This window comes from Stenotrophomonas maltophilia group sp. Smal17, assembly GCF_030237045.1.
GTDB lineage: Bacteria > Pseudomonadota > Gammaproteobacteria > Xanthomonadales > Xanthomonadaceae > Stenotrophomonas > Stenotrophomonas forensis.
The window spans coordinates 14,561-35,953 of record NZ_JASJSU010000014.1 but is presented as its reverse complement, the minus strand read 5'-3'; the positions used below and the strand labels follow the sequence as shown (position 1 = coordinate 35,953).

Here is a 21,393-nt window from a genome sequence, read left to right as displayed (position 1 = left end):
TGATCCAACGCGTCGGGCATTGCCGGCCAGCGGCCGGCACTACCGGTACGCGCGTTACTGCAGGGCCGGGGCCGGGCCGACGTCCATGCCGTCGTAGTCTTCCACGCCCTTTTCAGTGGCCAGGGCCGCGAATTCCTGGTTGCGGCGGTCCAGCGAGGCTTCGTCGTGGATCTCCACGCGCTCCACGTGCAGCACATGGAACGGCGCGTCGCCTTCTTCCGGCTCCTGCTCGAACAGTTCGACGAAGGTGTAGCCCTGCGCCTGCAGGTGGTCGGCCAGGGCCTGCAGCGGCTCGGCGGTCGAGTGAACGAAGAAATAGCCCCACAGCAACGGGCCGCTGATGTCCCAGTCGGTGTTCTCGCGGAGGTTGGCGAACAGGTTGCGGGTGTCTTCGAGGTCCATGCGGGTTCCAGGGGTCGTGGGGATTACTTGTCGCAGCCCTGCAGCTTCAGCGTCTGGCCGTGGCGCAGGCTGTAGGCGGGGGCTTTCAGGCCGTTGGCGCGGGCCAGGGTCGGCACGTCGCACTGGAACTTCGCAGCGATGGCGCCCAGGGTCTCGCCCTTGCCCACCTTGTGGCTGCGCACCGGCTTTGCCCGGGCGGGCGCCGGACGCGGGGTCGCCACCGCCGCCACGGGTGTCGTCGGCACGCTGGTCGAGGCTGCGGCATCGGCCACCGGCACCACACCGCCCACCGCCACGCTGCCGGTGTAGCTGGCCGCGGTCGGGCGCTTGATCGCCGCGTTCAGGTCGGCGGTGATCAGGGTGCGGGCCAGGTCCGCACGCGGGCCACTGACGCAGTTGCGCTGGTACAGGCCGGCGATGCGGGTGGTGGCGTTGATCAGCGTGCCGGCCGGAATCCAGCCATCGGCTTCATAGCGCGGGTTGAGGTTGCGCAGCGCGCGCATGTAGCCATCACGGGTGCCGTGGCTGCCCAGGCAGATGGTCAGTTCGTAGATGGTGGTGGACCTGGCCAGGCGCAGCGTGGCCGGCTGCGCGCTGATCTTCGGGAACTCCACGCCGTACTGCTGCGGGTGCAGGAAGATCCAGGCCGCGGCGATCACCATCGGCACATAGTCCTTGGTCTCGCCGGGGAACTGGTTGTAGACGCTGTCGGTCCAGAAACTCTGGCCGCCGCTCTGCTTGAACACCCGCGCGGCGCGGCCTTCGCCACCGTTATAGGCGGCCACCGACATTTCCACGTTGTTGTTGAGCTCGCGCAGGCGCTCGTTGAGGTAACTGGCACTGGCTTCGGCGGCGCTGCGCGCATCGAAGCGCGTGTCGAAACCGGTGCCGTCCGGGCCCAGCCCGAAGCGGCGGCCGGTGGCCGGCATGAACTGCATCAGGCCGGCGGCACCCGCGCGCGATGAGGCATGCACGCGGCCGTTGGATTCCTTGGCCATGATGCCGAACAGCAGCGCCTCGGGCAGCCCGCGCTTTTCCCACTCCGGCCACATCACCGCGCGCAGGTTCTGGTAGTTCTCGTAACTGGTCAGCAGCGCCGGGCGCATGTCGGTCAGCCAGCGGCGGATGCCGGCCTGCACCGCCGGGTTGTACTCGACCATCGTGTCGAAGGCGTGCCGCTTGTCGTTCAGCAGTGCGGCGGCGCGGGCCGCCTCGGGTACGTCTGCGGTGAGCGGACCGATATGGTCGGGGTCGGCTTCCAGGCGGTCGCCGCCCTCATCGGCCACGTCATCGCTGGCCGCCGCATCGGCGTCATGCTTGAGCAGGCGCTTGTAGCTGGCCAGCAGCGTGCCCATCTGGCATCCCTTCTGCTTCACGCAGTCGTTGAGGACATCTTCCATGTCCTCCAGCGCGGCGTCGGCCTCGTTGCTGCCCTTGGGGTCGGCATTGGCGACCAGCAGCAGGGCGTCGCTGTAGCGCTTCTCGGCGGCTGTCATGCGCTGCTGCAGCGCATCGACCTTCACCTTGTCCCGGGCCGAGACCCGTTGCGCATGGGCGTCAGGCGCCAGGGAAACCAGGCCGGCCAGGGCCAGCAGCGGCCAACCGCGGGAAATCAGGACAGGAACGGGCATTGATGGCACTGTGTGCGAAACAGGCAGGCAGAGTAGCGGCGCCGCCAAGGTCGGGGCAAGCCGGACCTTCGGACCGTCACCCCTGCCCGTTAACATTGGGCTATTCACTACAAGGGCTGGACCATGGATCCGATTCTGCTCGGCAAAGGCATCACCGACGATATTGCCGTCACCCTGCTGCCGAAACTCGGCAACCGCCACGGCCTGGTGGCCGGCGCCACCGGCACCGGCAAGACGGTGACCCTGATGACCCTGGCCGAAGGCTTCTCGCGGCTGGGGGTGCCGGTGTTCCTGGCCGATGTGAAGGGCGATGTATCCGGCCTGGCCGTGCCCGGCACCGGTGCCGAGAACCTGCTGCAGCGTGCCGCCGAGATCGGCGTGGCCGACTATGCCCCGGCCGCCAGCCCGACCATTTTCTGGGATCTCTACGGCAAGCTCGGCCATCCGGTGCGCACCACCGTCAGCGAAATGGGCCCGACCCTGCTGTCGCGCATCCTCGAATTGAACGACACCCAGGCCGGCGTGCTCGACATCGTGTTCAAGCTGGCCGACGACCGTGGCCTGCTGCTGCTGGACATGGACGACCTGCGTGCCCTGCTCGGCCTGGTGGCCGAGGAGCGCAAGGACATCTCCACCGAATACGGGCTGGTCAGCGCACAGTCGATCGCCGCGATCCAGCGCTCGGTGCTGCGCCTGGCCCAGGACGGCGGCGAGCACTTCTTCGGCGAACCAGCGCTGGAGCTGGCCGACATCATGCGGGTCAATCACGACGGCCGCGGCATGATCGGCATCCTCGCCGCCGACCAGCTGGTGCTCAAGCCCAAGCTGTATTCCACCTTCCTGCTGTGGCTGTTGTCGGAACTGTTCGAGCAGCTGCCGGAAGTGGGCGACCTGGACAAGCCGAAGCTGGTCTTCATCTTCGACGAGGCGCACCTGCTGTTCGACGATGCGCCGCCGTCGCTGGTGCAGCGCATCGAGCAGGTCGTGCGCCTGATCCGTTCCAAGGGCGTGGGCGTGTATTTCTGCTCGCAGTTCCCCGACGACGTGCCGGGCAACATCCTCGGCCAGCTCGGCAACCGGGTGCAGCACGCGCTGCGTGCGTTCACCCCGCGTGACCAGAAGGCGGTGAAGACCGCGGCCGAAACCTTCGTGCCGAATCCCAAACTGGACGTAGCCAAGGTGCTCAGCCAGCTCGGCACCGGTGAAGCGCTGGTCTCCACGCTGCAGGACAAGGGCATACCGATGCCGGTGCAGCAGACGATGATCGCGCCGCCGCGCTGCCGGATGGGGCCGATCACCGACGCCGAACGCGCCCAGGTGCGCGCCGGCAGCCCGGTCGGCAGCCGCTACGACACCGCGATCAACCGTGAATCGGCGGCGGAGCTGCTGGCGCAGCGCGCGCAGAAGGCGACCGAGCAGGCGCAGGCCCCTGCCGCACGCAGCCGCGAGCAGGACGAGGCGCAGGAAGGAGGCTTCGGCCAGTCGATCAAGGACGCGATCTTCGGCACCAAGCGCCGCCAGGGCATGATCGAGACCATGGCCAAGCAGACCACGCGCACCGTCGGCACCAAGCTGGGCAACCAGATCGTGCGTGGCATCCTGGGCGGCATCTTCGGCGGCAAGCGCTGAGGACCACCTGCTGTTTCCGCGCGTCGCGCCAGGCCTGGTGCGACGCGCCCGTTCCCCATCGCAAGAGAAGTCGTGCTGCATGTCCCGTTGGCGTCCCCCCGCAGAAAAGAGCACCGCGCTGATCACCGCCGCCGGCCACGCCCGGCTGAAGGCCGAACTGGACGAGCTATGGCGGGTGCGACGGCCGGAGGTGGTCAAGGCACTGGCGGCAGCCGCTGCAGAAGGCGACCGCTCGGAAAACGCCGAGTACACCTACCGCAAGAAGCAGCTGGGCGAGATCGACCGCCGCGTGCGCTACCTGACCAAGCGGCTGGAAGCGTTGCGCGTGGTCGACACCACCCCGACCGATCCGCAGGCGGTGTTCTTCGGCGCCTGGGTGGAGCTGGAGAATGTCGACAGCGGCGACACCAGCCGCTATCGCATCGTCGGCCCGGACGAGACCGACGCCGGCCTGGGCTGGATCAGCATCGATTCGCCGCTGGCGCGGGCGCTGCTGAAAAAGCGGCTGGATGATGAATTTTCGGTGGAGCTGCCCGGCGGGCAGTTCACCTTCGCGGTGATCGGGGTGGAATACGCACCGTTGTAGAGTCGAGCCATGCTCGACTGCGTTGCCGTTGTAGAGTCGAGCTTGCTCGACTACACCTGCAGCCAGTCGAGCAAGCTCGACGCTACGCAACGGGGCAGTCGAGCGAGCTCGACTCTACTGGGCCGCGTGCAACGGCGGCGGGTACGCGCGGCCGGCACGCAGCGGACGGAAGTAGTCGGCGTCGGCGTAGAAGGCGGCATCCTGCCTTTCATGCCAGCCGGGAATGCCCGCCAACGGCAGCGGCCGCAGCTGCGCCGGATCGGTGATCGCCCTGCCCTCGCCGATGGCCGCGGCCACCTCGGCGATGCAGCGATCATCATCATCCCCCTGCACCACCACGCACTTGCCCACCAGCAGGCGGCCCGGCAGCAGTGCCTGTTCCATCAGCGCATGGCCGAATACCGCAGCGATGGCGATGTCACCGCTGTGCCAGCGCGTCGGCTCGAACAACGCAGGCCAGTCATGCCCATCCCATGCCGCGAGCAACGCGTCATCGCACACGCGCACGATCACGCCGGTTTCGTCGAACTGGGTCAGTGCCGCCTGCGCGCGGTTGCGCTGGCCCGGCGGCATTGTCTCGATATGCCGGCATTGCTGCGCGTTGAGTGCTTGCTTGAGCTGCGGGAAACGGGCCCACACCAGTGCATTGAACAGGTCATGCCAGTTGTCGGCACGGGTAGCGATGCGTCCCTGCGCGATACGCACCTCGTAGTGCAGGCCGTCGGCCAGCAGCGCAGCGTCCTGCTCGAGCAGGCGCTTGCCGGGCAGCGCCAGCCGCGCATCAAGCGCAGCGATGGACGGCCATGCAGTGCCGCCCAGCAGGTCACGGAAGTCCTGCAGCCCGCCAAACAGCGGATGCCTGAATGCCTGCGGATCAACCGCCGCACGCGGCGGCGGCACGAAGCGCCGGGGGCCGCCGTTGTCACCGGCGGCGGCGGTCACAGCATCTTGAGATCGAACGCCGGGCGGGTGGCGGCCGCCAGCGCGTCACCATACAGGTCGTGCTCGTCGCTCTCGGTGATCTCCACGTCGACGAATTCGCCTACGCGCAGCGGCACCTGGTCGGCGTTCTGGATGTGCACCAGGCCGTCGATCTCCGGCGCATCGGCCTTGGAACGGGCCACGGCGATGTCGCCTTCGATGGCATCGACCAGGCACTGCTGCACGGTGCCGATCTTGGCTTCCAGGCGCGCGGCGGAAATCTGCGCCTGCTTCTCCATGAAGCGTGCCAGGCGTTCCTGCTTCACTTCCTCCGGCACGGCGTCGGGCAGATCGTTGGCAGTGGCGCCCTCGACCGGCGAGTAGGCGAACGCACCCACGCGGTCCAGCTGTGCTTCGTCGAGGAACGACAGCAGCTCTTCGAACTCGGCCTCGGTCTCACCCGGGAAGCCGACAATGAAGGTCGAACGCACGGTGATGTCCGGCGCGATGCGGCGCCAGTTCTGCACGCGTTCCAGAGTCTTCTCGACCGCGCCCGGACGCTTCATCAGGCGCAGGATGCGCGGGCTGGCGTGCTGGAACGGGATGTCCAGGTACGGCAGGATGCGGTTCTCGGCCATCAGCGGCACGACTTCGTCCACGTGCGGATACGGGTAGACGTAGTGCATGCGCACCCACGCATCCAGCTCGGACAGGCCTTCGCACAGCGCCTTCAGGCGGGTCTGGTAGGCCTTGTCGCGCCACATCTTCTCGGCGTACTTCACGTCCACGCCGTAGGCCGAGGTGTCCTGCGACACCACCAGCAGTTCACGCACGCCGCCACGCACCAGGCGCTCGGCTTCGCGCAGTACCTCGTCGACCGGGCGCGAGACCAGCTTGCCGCGCATCGACGGGATGATGCAGAAGCTGCACTTGTGGTTGCAGCCCTCGGAAATCTTCAGGTAGGCATAGTGGCGCGGGGTCAGCTTGATGCCATAGTCGGGCACCAGGTCCACGAATGGATCGTGCTTGGGCGGCAGCGCTTCGTGCACCGCTTCCATCACGCTCTGGTAGTCCTGCGGGCCGGACACCGCCAGCACGTTCGGGTACGCCTCGCGGATCTGTTCCGGGCGCTTGCCCAGGCAGCCGGTGACGATGACCTTGCCGTTCTGGTTCATCGCCTCGCCGATCGCGTCCAGCGACTCGGTCACTGCCGAATCGATGAAGCCGCAGGTGTTGACCACCACCACGTCGGCCGAATCGTAGGACGGGACGATGTCGTAGCCCTCCGAGCGGAGCTGGGTGAGGATGCGCTCGGAATCGACGAGGGCCTTCGGGCAGCCAAGGCTGACGAAGCCGACTTTGGGGTTCAGCTGGGACATGGAATCGCGGGACTCTGGGGGCCTGGGCCCCTGCCGGCGTGGCAGGGGTTCCTGGGGGCCGGGGCCTGAAAGGGCGCCAGTATACCGGGGTTGGGCGCGGCGCTCTGAACGGCCAGCCGCCCGATCCCGCACAGCCGCTGACACGCTGCTAACCCGCGCAGCGCCGACAATGCAGTCCTGTTCCCTGCAACGAGGAAGATGACGATGGCCGAGTGGATCACCCTGGATACCCATCACGGCCCGGTACGGGCCTGGCAGGCCCTGCCGGAAGGCACCCCGCGTGGCGGGCTGGTGGTGGTGCAGGAAATCTTCGGCGCCAACCCGCACATCCGCAGCGTGGCCGAGCGCTTCGCCGCCGAAGGCTACGCGGTGCTGGCGCCGTCGTTCTTCGACCTGGTCGACGGCCCCGATGCCGACCCCGACGCCCTCCCCTACAGCCCCGAGGGCGTGAAGGACGGCCTGGAACGGGTCGCCGCGCTGGGCATGGAGAAGGCGCTGGAAGTGGTCCGCGCCGCGGCAACCCGACTGGCCCCCTACGGCAAGGTCGGCACGGTCGGCTACTGCTGGGGCGGCACCGTGGCGATGCTGTCGGCAGTGCGCCTGGGCCTGCCCTCGGTCAGCTACTACGGTGCGCGCAACGTGCAGTTCCTCGATGAGACGCCCAAGGCCCCGGTGATCTTCCACTTCGGTGCCCAGGACAAGAGCATCCCGCCGGAGGCGGTGCAGGCCCACCGCGAGAAGCTGCCGCAGATGGCCACCTTCGTCTATCCGGCCGATCACGCCTTCAACCGCGAGGTCGGACATGCGTATGATCCAGACAGCGCCACCCTGGCGCTGCAACGCACCCTGGACTTCTTCTCGGAGCATCTTGGATGAGCGAATTCGAACTCGATTCACGCCTGGCCACCGATAGCGTGCTGGTGGCCGAAGGACCGTTGTCGCAAGTGCGACTGATGAACGACGAACGATTCCCCTGGCTGGTGCTGGTACCGCGCCTGGCCGGGGTGACCGAGTGGATCGAGCTGGACGGCGAACAGCAGGACAAGCTGCGCACCGAGCTCAACCGCGCCTGCAAGGCCCTGAAGGGCGCCGACGGCGTGGAGAAGATCAACATCGGCGCGCTGGGCAACATCGTGCGCCAGCTGCATTTCCACGTGATCGGCCGCCATGACGGCGATCCGGCCTGGCCGGGCCCGGTCTGGGGCAGCGGCCCGGCACACCGCTACGAGCCGTCGGCACTGGACCAGCATGTCGCCTACTGGAAGGACCGGCTAGGATATCCGGCCCACTCCTGAGCCTTCGCCGACCCGATGCGATTCAACCTCGTTGCCGCCATCCTGCTGATCCTGATCGGCCTGTTCATGCTTGCCAGCAACCTCGGCTGGACGCACCTGAACCTGTCCAAGCTGCTGCTGACGTGGTGGCCGGTGGCACTGGTGGGCGTCGGCATCGCCATGCTGTTCGGTCGCGGAAAATGACGAAGGCGGCGCATTGCGCCGCCTTCCTTCATGTAGAGCCGAGCATGGCTCGGCTCCACAAACGGCCCACCGTCATCAGGTCCGCGGCAGGGTCACGCCGGTCTGGCCCTGGTACTTGCCGCCACGATCCTTGTACGACGTTTCGCAGACGTCATCGGATGCCGCCTGGAAGAACAGCATCTGGGCCACGCCCTCGTTGGCGTAGATGCGCGCCGGCAACGGCGTGGTGTTGCTGAATTCCAGGGTCACGTGGCCTTCCCATTCCGGCTCCAGCGGGGTCACGTTGACGATGATGCCGCAGCGCGCGTAGGTGCTCTTGCCCAGGCACACCACCAGGGTGTCGCGCGGGATGCGGAAGTACTCGACGGTCCTGGCCAGCGCGAAGCTGTTCGGCGGGATGATGCACTCGTCGCCGACGATATCCACAAAGCTGCCCGGGTCGAAGTGCTTGGGATCGACGATCGTCGAGTTGATGTTGGTGAACACCTTGAATTCGCGCGAGCAGCGCACGTCGTAGCCATAGCTGGACGTGCCGTAGCTGACGATGCGCTCGCCGTTGGCCTGCTTGACCTGCCCGGCCTCGAACGGCTCGATCATGCCGTGCTGCTCGGACATGCGGCGGATCCAACGGTCACTCTTGATGCTCATGCTTTGTCCTGGGAATGCGAGGGGGCGCGAGGATTCTAGCAGGGGGCCGGGCGTGGCCGGCGGCCCCTGCGCAGGCACTTACAGCAGCGAAGACAGGATCGGGATCGACGCGCGCGGGCGCTTGCCGACTTCCTCGACCAGGCGCTGTGCGGCATGGCGATAGGCCTGGGCCGGCACCGAATCGGGCTGGGCGACGGTGATCGGGGTACCGGCGTCGCCCTGCTCGCGGATGCCGATCTGCAGCGGCAGCGAGCCCAGCAGCGGCACGCCGTACTGCGCCGCCATGCGCTCGCCACCGCCTTCGCCGAACAGGTGCTCGACGTGCCCGCAGTTGCTGCAGGTATGCACGGCCATGTTCTCGACGATGCCCAGCACCGGTACTTCGACCTTCTCGAACATCTTCAGCGCCTTCTTCGCATCCAGCGTGGCGATGTCCTGCGGCGTGGTGACGATCACCGCACCGGCCAGCGGGATCTTCTGGGTCAGGGTCAGCTGGATGTCACCGGTGCCCGGCGGCAGGTCGATCAGCAGGAAGTCCAGGTCATCCCACAGGGTGTCGTTGAACAGCTGGGTCATCGCCGAGGTGGCCATCGGGCCGCGCCAGATCATCGGCGTGTCCTCTTCGATCAGGTAGCCGATCGACATGGTATCCACGCCGAACGCGCGCAGCGGCTCGATGCTCTTGTTGTCAGGGCTTTCCGGACGGCCGGACAGGCCCAGCATGGCCGGTACGCTGGGACCGTAGATGTCCGCATCCAGCACGCCTACACGCGCACCCAACTGCTGCAGCGCAACGGCCAGGTTGACCGCGGTCGTCGACTTGCCGACGCCGCCCTTGCCCGAACCAACCGCGATCACGTTGCGGATGCGGGCATGCGGCGTCAGCCCCTTCTGGACCTGGCTGGCATGGGGACGGCGGAGAGAACTGTTCACAACGGGCACCAGCGGAATCAGGGGGGGATAACCCAACATCATACAAGCTGGACGTAGCCTGACTGAAATTCAGGATTGCTACGGATTCGTGCACAGATTGTTAAGTTCATGTTACGTTCCTGAAGCACTGTTTTGGGCTGCGGGGCTGGTCTCCAGCACGCACGATGGCGCATGCGCAGTGCCGATTTTTGTTTCTGCTCTCTATTGGAACTACATGAAATACGTAAGCAACACCGCACGTCGCAACACGCTCGCCGTCGCCCTGATTTCCGCTCTGATGGCCGCCGCCCCGGCAATGGCCCAGGACAAGGCGACCAACCTGGACAAGATCACCGTCACCGGTTCGCTGATCCCGCAGACCCAGGTTGAAACCCAGACCCCGGTGATGTCCATCACCGCCGAAGACATCCAGACCCGCGGCTTCAGCAGCGTTGCTGAAGTGCTGCAGCAGTCGTCGCTGACCACCGGCGGCCTGCAGGGCGGCCAGACCTCGGGTTCGTTCACCCAGGGCGCCGAAGCAGCCGGCATGTTCGGCCTGAACCCGGGCTACACCAAGTACCTGATCAACGGCCGCCCGATGCTCTCGTATCCGGCGCTGTACAACGGCAGCGACACCTTCAACAACATCAGCGGCATTCCGATCGACATCGTCGAGCGCATCGAAGTGCTGCCGGGTGGCCAGTCCTCGCTGTACGGCTCGGACGCCATCGCCGGTGTGGTCAACATCATCCTGAAGGAGCGCATGGACGGTGGCACGATGACCGTCCGTGGCGGCACCTACACCGAAGGCGGCGGCAGCAACATCCGCTTCAGCGCAGCCAAGGGCTTCAACGCGTTCGACGACCGCTTCCACGCGCTGGTCAACGTGCAGATCGAAAACGGCAGCCCGATCTGGGGCTACCAGCGTGACATCACCAAGCAGAACAACCCGGTCGGCTACACCGCACAGGTGCCGTCGAACGACTTCGCCGTCATCACCAACGCAGACAACAAGCTGCTGATGATGGATCCGAGCCGCTGCGCCAACGTCGCAGGCCTGTACGACGGCACCACCGTTGTCGGCAAGCGCACCTCGGGCGAGTCCTGCGGTTCGGTGTACAGCGCCGGCTACAAGACCCTGAAGAACGGCAAGAACAGCGGCCAGTTCTACTCGTCGATGACCTTCGACGTGAACGACAACTTCCAGCTGTTCGCCGACGTGCTGTACAGCAAGGAAAAGACCGAGTTCACCTCCGGCTCCAGCGCCCTGTGGTGGGGCACCAAGTCGGTCATGGGTGGCTTCTATGACCAGGGCATCGGCAAGGTCGTCAACCTGCAGCGCGCCTTCGCACCGGAAGAAATCGGCCCGGGCCACTACAACAACATCCTGAACTCCGATGAGAGCCGCGCCTACCAGGTCACCCTGGGCGGCAAGGGCATGGTCGGCGACTGGGATTACAGCGCCAGCTTCACCCGCGGCGAATACCGCCTGGACCAGAACCGCTTCGTGCGCTTCAAGGACAAGATCGAGGACTTCTTCGGCCAGACCGTGCTGGGCCCGCGCCTGGGCACCTACACCGATCCGAAGGACCCGACCGCCACGTTCGGCATCTACAACCCGAACTACGCTGCGTTCTACTCGCCGATCACCCCGGACCAGTTCGCCAGCTTCACCGGCTACGGCACCCACCGCAGCAAGACCTGGCAGAACCTGGGTCGCGTGCAGGTGACCAACGGCTCGCTGTTCAGCCTGCCGGGCGGTGACGCCGGCCTGGCCGTCGTCCTGGAAGGCGGCAGCGAAGGTTGGGACTACTCGCCGGACCAGGCCTTCATCGATGGCAACGTGTGGGGCACCACCGCCGTCGCCGGCGCCGGTCACCGCAGCAACTACGCGGTCACCAGCGAACTGCGCATGCCGCTGTTCGAGAAGCTGACCGTCAGCGCCTCGGGCCGCTATGACGCGTTCAAGATCGCCGACAAGACCGTCGACAAGGCCACCTACAGCATCGGCCTGGAATTCCGTCCGATCGAAAGCCTGCTGCTGCGCGGCAAGTACGGCACCGCCTTCCGTGCACCGACCCTGTCCGATGCGTTCCAGGGCATGAGCGGCTCGTACTCGTCCGGCCAGAACGATTACTACCGTTGCAGCCAGCTGGGCTACGCGCTGCGTGACGAGGCCTGCTCGTTCTACAAGAACACCTCGGTGTACAGCGAAAAGTCCGGCAACCCGGACCTGAAGCCGATCACCGCCGACGTGTGGAGCGCGGGCGTGGTGTGGGCCCCGGTGAGCAACTTCTCGCTGTCGGCCGACTACTACAACTGGAAGATCAAGAACGAGGTCAAGACCCTGAGCACCGACCAGCTGCTGCTGGCCGAGTACCAGTGCCGCAACGGCCTGCCGAACAACACCTCGGCCAGCTGCCAGAACGTGACCGACTGGGTGTCCCGCGATGCCGGTGGCAACCTGACCCGCGTGTACACGCCGAAGCTGAACGTTGCCAGCCAGAACCTGGAAGCGGTGACCGTGGCGGCGAAGTACCAGCAGGATATCGGCCGCTTCGGCTCGCTGATGTTCTCCGGCAACTACACCAACATGCTCAAGCGTGAAGTGCAGCCGATGCCGGGCGCCGCCAAGCTCGACCTGCTGAGCGATCCGTACAACATGTGGTACTACGACAACTTCGCCAAGGTCCGCGGCGATCTGTCGGTGGCCTGGAACATCGCCAAGTTCACCACCACCGTGTACGCCAACTACGTCGGCAGCACCCCGAACTACCTGGCCTACACCGGCCGCAGCTACGGCTACGTCCACTCTTCCGGCGCCAAGGCGGGCAAGTGGGGTTCGTACACCACGTACAACCTGAGCATGAACTACCAGGCACAGGACGATCTGGTGCTGTCGCTGATGGTCAACAACGTGTTCAACAAGCTGCCGGAAGGCCAGCGCTACAACTACCCGGGTAACGAATCGACCCCGTTCAATGACGGCTTCTACAGCGTCTACGGCCGCCAGATCTCGGCCCAGGTCAAGTACAACTTCTGATCCCGTCGTTTTCCGGACTTCGTGTCTGGACCAGGCCCCGCTTCGGCGGGGCCTTTTTTTTGCCTGGGAAAACCGGTCAGAAAATGAAAGGGCGTCCCGATTGTTAATGACTGATCATTTTGCATTCATTCATTTCGCCAGATTCAGCAAAACCGGACAATATCCGCAAATTGTTGTTTTCAAAGAACACATGCACAGAACTGTGACAAAGCCAGTCAAATGCGATTACACATCTGCGCATTTCAAGTTAAGCCCATGTTAGGTTTCAGGCACACCGCCCCGCATGCCTGCAGAGCGGCCGGACATAAATCGAGCCCCGGGAAGGGGAAACGCGTTCTTACGATCACACGGAGTAATCGCATGTCTCGCAGTCGCTTCTTGTTCCCACGCCATCCGCTCACCTGCGCCGTGCTCAGCGGCCTGTTCCTTGCCAGCGCCAGCACCGGTGCGCTCGCGCAGGACAGCAAGAGCGCAGCCACCAACCTCGACCGGGTCACGGTCACCGGTTCGCTGATCCCGCAGACCCAGATCGAAAACCAGACGCCGGTGCTGACCATCAGCGCCGAGGCGATCCAGGCGCGCGGCTTCTCCAGCGTTGCCGAAGTGCTGCAGCAGTCCTCGCTCACCACTGGCGGCCTGCAGGGCGGCCAGACCTCCGCATCGTTCACCCAGGGCGCCGAAGCCGCCGGGATGTTCGGCCTCAACCCGGGCTACACCAAGTACCTGATCAATGGCCGCCCGATGTTGTCCTACCCGGCGCTGTACAACGGCAGCGACGCGTTCAACAACATCAGCGGCATCCCGATCGATATCGTCGACCGCATCGAAGTCCTGCCGGGCGGCCAGTCCTCGCTGTATGGCTCGGACGCCATTGCGGGCGTGGTCAACATCATCCTGAAGGAGCGCATGGATGGCGGCACGCTGAATGTCCGTGGCGGCGCCTATTCGGACGGTGGCGGCGCCAGCTTCCGGGTGAGCGGGGCCAATGGCTTCAACAGCCGCGATGATCGCTTCCGCGCGCTGGTCAACGTGCAGTATGAGAAGACCAACCCGATCTGGGGCTACCAGCGCGACATCACCAAGCAGAACAATCCGCGCGGCTATACCCGCCAGCTGCCCTCGAACGACTTCCTGGTCTTCGATGCTGACACCGATGACTTCCTGATGATGGATCCGAGCAACTGCGCCAGCGTTGCCGGGCAGTTCGATGGCACCACCATCCTGGGCACGCGCCGGGCCGGTCAGTCCTGCGGCTCGGCGTTCGGTGCCGGCTACAAGACGATCAAGAACAGCAAGGAAAGCAGCCAGTTCTATTCGGCGCTGACCTACGATGTAAATGACAACCTGCAGCTGTTCGGCGATGTGCTCTACAGCTACGAGACCGTCAAGTACAACACCGGTTCCGGCTACAACTACTGGGGCACGGACATCAGCATGGGTCCGTTCTTCGATCAGTCCAGTGGCCGCTATCTCGGCCTGCAGCGCGTGTTCGCCCCCGAAGACATCGGCGGTGGCGGCTACCGCGACATCATGAATACCGACCGCAGCAAGTCCTACCAGGTCACGCTGGGCGCACGCGGTGCGATCGGCAGCAACTGGGACTACGAGGCCAGCATCACCCGCGGCGAGTACAAGCTGAACGAGCGTGGCTACGCGCGCTGGAACGACCCGATCAACAACTGGTTCGCCGACAACGTGCTGGGCCCGGTGCTGGGTGAGACCGACGACGGCTACAACATCTACAACCCGAACTGGGGTGCCTTCTATTCCAAGCTGCCGGAGGGCGCTTTCCAGAGCTTCACCGGTTTCACCACCAGCCGCAGCCGCACCTGGCAGACCCAGACCCGCGCCCAGCTCACCAACAGTTCGCTGTTCAAGCTGCCCGGCGGCGACGCCGGATTCGCCGCCGTGATTGAAGGCGGCAGCGAAGGCTGGACCTACACCCCGGATGCGCGCCTGACCGACGGCACGGTGTTCGCCACCACCGCCGTGGCGGGCAACGGCCACCGCAGCAACTATGCGGTGACCGGCGAACTGCGCCTGCCCCTGCACGACATGCTGACGGTCACCGCCTCCGGTCGCTACGACAACTTCAAGATTGCCGGGCATACCGTCGACAAGCCGACCTACAGCATCGGCCTGGAGTTCCGTCCGTTTGAAAGCCTGCTGGTCCGCGGCAAGTACGGCACCGCGTTCCGCGCACCCTCCCTGCCCGACGCCTTCCAGGGCAAGAGCGGTTACTACGCCAATGGCTCCAAGGATTACTACCGCTGCGGCCAGCTCGGTTTCGATCCTTCCAACACGGTCGATTGCCGCTACGGCAGCGTGTCGGTGTTCGGCACGCAGTCGGGCAATCCGGAGCTGAAGCCGATCACTGCCGACGTATGGAACGCGGGCCTGGTCTGGGCGCCGATCAGCAATCTCTCCGTGTCGCTGGACTACTACAACTGGAAGATCAAGAACGAGGTCAACACCCTCAGTTCCGACCAGTTGCTGCTGGCCGAGTACTACTGCCGCAACGGCCTGTCCAACACCGCCGGTGCCTCCTGCGAGGATGTGGCCAACTGGGTCACCCGTGATGCCACCGGTGCGCTGGAGGAAATCTACACGCCGAAGCTCAACGTGGCACGGCAGAACCTGGAAGCGGTGACCGCCAGTTTCAAGTACGTGCAGGACATCGGCCGCTTCGGCTCGCTGCAGTTCTCCAGCAACTACACCAACATGCTCAAGCGTGAACTGCAGCCGCAGCTCAACGACCCGTTCCTGGACCTGCTGGGCAACCCGTATGCGATGTGGGTGTACGACTCCTATGCCAAGGTCCGGGCCGACGGCTCGGTGGGCTGGGCAATCGACAGGTTCACCACCACGCTGTACTTCAACTACATCGGCCGCACGCCCAACTACATGTCCTACGTGGGACGCGGCTACGACTACGTTGACCCGACCTCCGGCTACAAGGCCGGCAAGTGGGGCTCGTACACCACGTACAACCTGAGCGTGAACTACCGCGCGATGGACAACCTGACGTTCTCGCTGATGGTCAACAACCTGTTCAACAAGGTGCCGGACAACCAGCAGCACTCCTACGCGGGCAACATCGACGTGCCGTACAACAACGCCCTGTACAACGCCTACGGGCGCGCGATCTACGTGCAGGCGCAGTACGACTTCGGCGCGAAGTAAGGCGCCCTGCCGTGCCAGAGGAGACCCCGCTTCGGCGGGGTCCGTCCTTTCCTGCACCCGGCAAGTGCGAACTGCATCACTGTTCGTACCGGGTGGCGACAGAGACCGTCTACCCGCCCTGCCCCGTGCCCAAGGCACGGGTCTTCTTGCCAGCGGCCCCTTTTCCCTTCTGTTCCCTGAACGCAACGTTCCCGCACCCAAGCAAGCGACGGTCCAGGCCGCCCGTTCAGGAAGGCTTTGCAACTTCTTTCATATCAATGAGTTGCGAAGAAATCGCGGAGAAATCAAGGCTTTGCCTACCTTGGCTTCATGACGGCCGCATGAACAGTTGACAGGCCAAGTTAAGTCTGTGTTAACTTTGGTTCATCGGCTTGTGAAGCCGGTGAGAAGTGGGCTACAGCCCATCAGGGACGGCGGCAAGCCTCCAGGGAGCCGACCGATGTTTGATTCATCAGGGGATCTACACATGACCATCCGCAAGGCGCTCAGCCGCCACCCGCTGAGCTTTGCGCTCACCACGGCCCTGCTGGCCACCGGCATCGCTCCGGCCTTCGCCCAGGAAGCTGGCAACGAAGCAGGCGGCAAGAACGCAACCAATCTCGACCGCGTCTCGGTGGTCGGCTCACGCATCAAGCGCTCTGATGTCGAAGGCCCGGCGCCGGTGACCGTGATCACCCGCACCGACATCGACCGCGAAGGTTTCCAGACCGTCGGTGACATGCTGCAGACGCTGACCCAGAACACCACGTCGTCCTTCACCGGCGACCTGGCCGTTACCGGCTTCACCCCCAATGCCCAGGTGGTCAACCTGCGCAACCTGGGTCCCGGCTACACGCTGACCCTGGTCAACGGCCGCCGCCCGGCGCAGTACCCGCAGCCGTACAACCGCGACAACAACGTCGCCAACATCAACTCGATCCCGAGCAGCATCGTCGAGCGCGTGGAAGTGCTGACCGGTGGTGCATCGGCCATTTACGGCTCCGACGCCGTGGCGGGCGTGGTCAACATCGTGCTGCGTGAGCACTACGACGGCAACCTGGTGCGCGTGACCGCCGGCACGACTGCCGAAGGCGGCGGTGACACGGTCAACGTGGAACTGACCGGTGGCCGTACCGGTGACCGCTGGAGCGCGGTGTGGGCGCTGCAGTACAGCGACCGCGAGCCGGTGTTCGCCAGCCAGCGCAAGTGGCTGTCCGACCTGCGCGAGGGTCCGCTGGGCAGTACGGCGACCCCGAACCTTTCGATGGCCGTCATTCGTGGCCTGGCCTCCGCCAATGGCCCGCTCAACCACAACGTCCTGTACCCGGGCCAGGAGAAGTGCGACGCACTGGGCTTCGACACGGTCACCACCGCGTCCCGCGGCAAGTACTGCGGCTCATACACCAGCAACGCCGCCCGTTCGATCTCCAACAAGCGCCAGTTCTACTCGGCCTACGGTTACGGTACCTTCGACTTCACCGATACCACCCAGGGCTTCGCCAGCGTCAACTACTACACCACCAAGGCCAAGGCCAGCGCGGGTACGGAGTTCTGGGCGACGTCGGGCGACCGCTTCAACCAGACCAGTGCCGGTGCAGCCACCCGGTACTTCTGGGACCCGAACCTGAAGGATATGGTGTCGCTGCAGCGCATCTTCACTCCGCAGGAGCTGGGCGGCAACGAAGCAGCCAGCACCCTGTATGACGAGTACACCTACGACTTCAACGTCGGTGTGCGTGGCAACTTCGCCGACCGCTTCGACTGGGAAGCCAGCGCCGGTTACGGCTACTACGACTACAAGATGGATCGCCCGCGCCTGCTCGCGCAGGCCGTGCATGACTACTTCCTCGGCCCACGCCTGGGCTACCTCAACTCCACCGGCGGTACCACCGGCAACGCGATCTATCCGGTCTACGCCTTGAACCAGGATCGCTGGACGTCGCCGATCACGCCGGACATCTACCGCTCGTTCTCGACGCGCGTGATCAACCGTTCGGAGACCAGCGTCGCCAACGCCAACTTCAACGTCAGTGGCGATCTGTTCGATCTGCCGGCCGGCGCCCTCGGCTTCGCGGGTGTGCTGGAATGGAACCGGCAGAAGATGGACATGGTCAGCGATCCGCGCACCGATCAGTTGCGTCCGATCGACAACCAGACCATCTACAACCTGACCAGCTCGGGCGAAACCCACGGTACCCGCGACCGCTACGCCATTGGTGCGGAATTCCGCGTGCCGATCTTCAGCAGCCTCAGCGCCAATGCCGCGGCCCGCTATGACAAGTACGACGACATCTCGTCGGTCGATGCGGCCACCACCTACAACTTCGGCCTGGAATGGCGTCCGTTCAGCAACCTGCTGGTCCGCGGCAGCTACGCCACCAGCTTCCGCGCCCCGGACATGCAGCTGATCTACGCACAGGGTGCGGCGTCCTACACCACCGAGCTCGACGAGTATGCGTGCCGCTCGGGTACCGGTGCCGGCGCAGCGCAGGGTCCGCGTACCCGTGCCGCCTGTAATGCCACCGCCAACGATCCGACCAAGTACTCGGTGCAGACCCTGGTGGCAGGCAACCCCAACCTGACCGAAGAGAAGGGCAAGTCGTGGGGCGCGGGCTTCGTGTGGGACGTGACCGATGGCATGTCGCTGACGGTTGACTACTACCGCATCCGCCTGGAAGACGCCGCTGCGCAGCTCAGCAACGACTACCTGCTGCGCTCCGACGCCGCCTGCCGCCTGGGCAGCACCAGCGACCCGTCGCGCCCGATGCCGAGCGCTGCACTGTGCTCGCAGCTGTCGACCCTGATCACCCGCGTCAACCAGCCGGACGCTCCGGACAACGGCCGCATCAGCCGCATCAACAATGCTTACATCAACACCGCGCTGCAGGACACCAGCGGCATCGATGCCAGCTACAAGTACAACCTGGACACCGATCGCTGGGGTCGCTTCAACTTCGACCTGGGCTATTCGCTGACCCTGACCAACAAGTACAAGCAGCTGAAGGATGAGCCGCTGATCGACTACCGCGATCTGCCGCCGGAGTACTGGAACCCGGAACGCAGCCGCGCCCGCGGCAGCGTCACCTGGTCCAAGGGCGACTGGGCAACCACCGTGTTCGGTACCCGCTACGGCTCGGCATTCAGCAGCCTTGACACGGCGGGCACCAACAGCGCGGGCGGCTACTACCCGCGTCGCCTGCCGCCGTTCTTCCTGTGGAACCTGAGCGTTGGCAAGAAGTTCGGCGAGAACGTGCTGGCAACCTTCCAGGTGGTCAACGTGTTCGACAACCAGTACCGCAAGGACAACAGCCGTACCGCCTATCCGTTCTATGACCCGTTCATTGGCGCCGACCCGCTGGGCCGTCGCTTCTACATGAGCCTGCAGTACAAGTTCTGATCATCTGCGGATGATGTAAGCACGGATGGAAAGCCCGGGCACGTACCGGGCTTTCCTTTTTTTGAATGCGGTGAACCCGATCACCGCAGCGGACAAGGAACCTGCCCATGCAGAAGATGTCGAAGCTGTTCACCCCGCTGGCCATTGCCATGGCTGCGCTGCTGCCACCGGCCACGTTTGCCGCGCCGTCGTCCACGCCTTACTCGATCGAAGATTTCGTCAAGCACGCGACGTTCAATTCCGCCCGGATCTCGCCCAATGGCGACTACCTGGCGATCAGCGTCGACCTGGGCGAACAGGATGTGCTGACCATCCTGCGCACCAGCGATCTGAAGGTACTGAAGGTCAACCAGCTGCCCGACAAGAAGAGTGTCGGTGCGTTCCACTGGATCTCTCCCCAGCGGCTGATGTTCAATGCCGTGAAGAAGCAGGGCGGGTATGCGCAGCCGTTCCCCACCGGCGAATGGTTCGCCGTCAACGCCGACGGCAGCCAGGCGCGGCCGGTGATCTTCTACGGCACCCGCGATGCCACCCAACGCAGCAAGAGCGTGGGCAACGAATCGTACTCGCTGCTCGATACCCTGCGCGGCGATGACCAGAACGTGATCATGCAGGTGCGCTACCCGCGCTCGTCCGAGGGCGCGGGAACCCAGGTGGTCAGCGTGGACACCATCAGCGGCCGGCGTACCCCGTTGGCACGCGCGCCCAAGGAGAACTGCGATATCGCACTGGATGCCGGCAAGGAGCCGCGCTTCGCCGTGTGCAGTTCCAGCCGCGACGAAAGCGGCGAATACGATGAACGAAGCGAACTCTATCGGCGCGATGGCAGCAACTGGACGCTGATCAACGCATCCAAGTCCGATGGCCAGCACCTGCGCGTGTTGCGCACCACCGCTGACGGCACGGTCTACGCTGAGCAGGATGATGGCAAGGCACCGGCCGCCGTGGGTACGCTGGATACGGCCACCGGCCAGTTCAAGCGACTGTTCCAGGACCCGGTCACCGAAGTCTCGCAGCTGATGTGGAGCACCGACGACAAGCAGCTGATCGGCGTGGTCAATCAGGCCGGCAGCCCGAAGGTCACGCTGGTCCAGGAAGACCATCCGGATGCGGCGTTGTACCAGTCGCTGGCCAACGCGTTCCCGGGGCAGATGGTGCAGTTTTCCAGCTATACCGATGATGGCGCCAAGATCCTGCTCTCGGTATACAGCGACACCAATCCGGGCGAGCTGTACCTGTTCGACCGCGCCAGCGGCCAAGCTCGGTTCCTGCTGCAGGGGCGTGACTGGCTCGATCCGAAGCGCATGGCTACGGTGAAACCGTTCACGGTCCAGGCGCGCGACGGCCGCCAGCTGCATGGCTATCTGACCCTGCCCAAGGGAGGCGAAGGCAAGCGCCTGCCGATGATCGTCAACCCGCACGGCGGCCCGATCGGACCGCGCGACAACTGGGGCTTCAATCCCGAAGCGCAGCTGCTGGCCAGCCGCGGTTACGCGGTGCTGCAGGTCAATTTCCGTGGCTCCGGCGGCTATGGCAAGGCCTTCGAGGAAGCCGGCCACAAGCAATGGGCCGACGGCATCCAGAACGACATCCTCGATGCGACCCACTGGGCGATCGACCAGGGCGTGGCCGACAAGGATCGTCTGTGCATCTACGGCGGCAGCTTCGGCGGTTATTCGGCGCTGATGGCGCCGATCCGTGAGCCTGGCCTGTTCAAGTGCGCCTTTGGCTACGTCGGCGTATACGACGTGGACATGCTGTTCAAGAAGGGCGACATTCCGCAGCGCGAATCCGGACTGCGTTACCTGCGTCGAACCCATGGCACCGACGTCGCCGAGTGGACCAAGGCCTCTCCGGCCCGCCGCGCCGCAGAAGTGAAGATTCCGGTGTTCCTGGCCGCCGGCGCGCGTGATGTGCGTGCGGTGCCCGAGCAGACCGAGCTGATGGCCAAGGCCCTCACCGAGGTCGGCAATGCCCCGGAGGACGTGATCATCCAGTCTGGCGAAATGCACGGCTTCTACGAGGTGCCGGCACGCGTGAACCTGTATACGAAGATGCTGGACTTCTTTGGTCGCCATATCGGCAGCGGCGCCGCCGCCGGGGCCAGCAGCCCCTAGCGCACCGGGAGGAGGGGGCCGCCCGCCCCCTCCCCCTTGCTTTTGGCATAGTGACCAACGCCGCATGCAGAGTGTCCCGGCCAGGAAG

15 protein-coding genes are annotated in these 21,393 nt (G+C 65.0%); 9 read left to right on the top strand and 6 right to left on the bottom strand.

What is annotated here, in order from left to right; all coding sequences use genetic code 11:
- Positions 1-54: 54 nt before the first annotated feature.
- The gene (locus tag QRO93_RS06230) at positions 55-402 is read right to left on the bottom strand and encodes a ribonuclease E inhibitor RraB (protein ID WP_049458810.1); all 348 of its coding nucleotides are present in this window, start codon (positions 400-402) and stop codon (positions 55-57) included.
- 23 nt (positions 403-425) lie between these two features.
- On the bottom strand, positions 426-2,033 hold the full coding sequence (locus QRO93_RS06225; RefSeq protein ID WP_180878480.1) for a transglycosylase SLT domain-containing protein: 1,608 nt from the start codon (positions 2,031-2,033) through the stop codon (positions 426-428).
- Positions 2,034-2,156: 123 nt separating this feature from the next.
- Here QRO93_RS06225 and QRO93_RS06220 point away from each other — a divergent pair, with 123 nt between their 5' ends.
- Together QRO93_RS06220 and greB are read left to right on the top strand one after the other, a co-directional pair.
- On the top strand, positions 2,157-3,662 hold the full coding sequence (locus QRO93_RS06220) for a helicase HerA-like domain-containing protein (RefSeq protein ID WP_180878481.1): 1,506 nt from the start codon (positions 2,157-2,159) through the stop codon (positions 3,660-3,662).
- 79 nt (positions 3,663-3,741) lie between these two features.
- Complete coding sequence (greB, locus tag QRO93_RS06215; protein ID WP_049458814.1) at positions 3,742-4,248, top strand: transcription elongation factor GreB; 507 nt, start codon at positions 3,742-3,744, stop codon at positions 4,246-4,248.
- 114 nt (positions 4,249-4,362) lie between these two features.
- On the opposite strand, the gene QRO93_RS06210 is transcribed toward greB, so the two are convergent.
- Positions 4,363-5,190: a DUF3025 domain-containing protein gene (locus QRO93_RS06210; protein ID WP_164087272.1), complete on the bottom strand. Its 828-nt coding sequence runs from the start codon at positions 5,188-5,190 to the stop codon at positions 4,363-4,365.
- Complete coding sequence (gene rimO, locus QRO93_RS06205; RefSeq protein ID WP_006459296.1) at positions 5,187-6,548, bottom strand: 30S ribosomal protein S12 methylthiotransferase RimO; 1,362 nt, start codon at positions 6,546-6,548, stop codon at positions 5,187-5,189. Before rimO ends, QRO93_RS06210 begins: the two co-directional genes overlap by 4 nt.
- A 204-nt stretch (positions 6,549-6,752) precedes the next feature.
- Here rimO and QRO93_RS06200 point away from each other — a divergent pair, with 204 nt between their 5' ends.
- The 3 genes from QRO93_RS06200 to QRO93_RS06190 are packed head-to-tail and all read left to right on the top strand — an operon-like array spanning position 6,753 to position 8,026.
- Positions 6,753-7,424: a dienelactone hydrolase family protein gene (locus QRO93_RS06200; RefSeq protein WP_053450410.1), complete on the top strand. Its 672-nt coding sequence runs from the start codon at positions 6,753-6,755 to the stop codon at positions 7,422-7,424.
- Positions 7,421-7,843, top strand: a complete 423-nt coding sequence (locus QRO93_RS06195) for an HIT domain-containing protein (protein ID WP_006459301.1) — start codon at positions 7,421-7,423, stop codon at positions 7,841-7,843. Before QRO93_RS06200 ends, QRO93_RS06195 begins: the two co-directional genes overlap by 4 nt.
- A 15-nt stretch (positions 7,844-7,858) precedes the next feature.
- On the top strand, positions 7,859-8,026 hold the full coding sequence (locus QRO93_RS06190; protein ID WP_005410498.1) for a LiaI-LiaF-like domain-containing protein: 168 nt from the start codon (positions 7,859-7,861) through the stop codon (positions 8,024-8,026).
- Positions 8,027-8,101: 75 nt separating this feature from the next.
- On the opposite strand, the gene dcd is transcribed toward QRO93_RS06190, so the two are convergent.
- Together dcd and apbC are read right to left on the bottom strand one after the other, a co-directional pair.
- On the bottom strand, positions 8,102-8,674 hold the full coding sequence (gene dcd / locus QRO93_RS06185) for a dCTP deaminase (RefSeq protein WP_006459366.1): 573 nt from the start codon (positions 8,672-8,674) through the stop codon (positions 8,102-8,104).
- Between the two features lie 78 nt (positions 8,675-8,752).
- Positions 8,753-9,646 carry an iron-sulfur cluster carrier protein ApbC gene (apbC, locus tag QRO93_RS06180; RefSeq protein WP_053509409.1) on the bottom strand — a complete coding sequence of 298 codons (894 nt, stop codon included), beginning with the start codon at positions 9,644-9,646 and terminating at the stop codon, positions 8,753-8,755.
- 175 nt (positions 9,647-9,821) lie between these two features.
- On the opposite strand from apbC, the gene QRO93_RS06175 reads away from it, so the two are divergent.
- From QRO93_RS06175 to QRO93_RS06160, 4 genes are all read left to right on the top strand, one after another.
- The gene (locus tag QRO93_RS06175) at positions 9,822-12,629 is read left to right on the top strand and encodes a TonB-dependent siderophore receptor (RefSeq protein ID WP_049457781.1); all 2,808 of its coding nucleotides are present in this window, start codon (positions 9,822-9,824) and stop codon (positions 12,627-12,629) included.
- Between the two features lie 360 nt (positions 12,630-12,989).
- Entirely contained in the window at positions 12,990-15,812 is a 2,823-nt protein-coding gene (locus QRO93_RS06170) for a TonB-dependent receptor domain-containing protein (protein ID WP_180878482.1), read from the top strand.
- Between the two features lie 466 nt (positions 15,813-16,278).
- A complete protein-coding gene (locus QRO93_RS06165; RefSeq protein ID WP_285304007.1) occupies positions 16,279-19,188 on the top strand; it encodes a TonB-dependent receptor domain-containing protein in 2,910 nt (969 codons plus the stop codon).
- Positions 19,189-19,295: 107 nt separating this feature from the next.
- On the top strand, positions 19,296-21,305 hold the full coding sequence (locus QRO93_RS06160) for a S9 family peptidase (RefSeq protein ID WP_258010874.1): 2,010 nt from the start codon (positions 19,296-19,298) through the stop codon (positions 21,303-21,305).
- Positions 21,306-21,393: the final 88 nt, after the last annotated feature.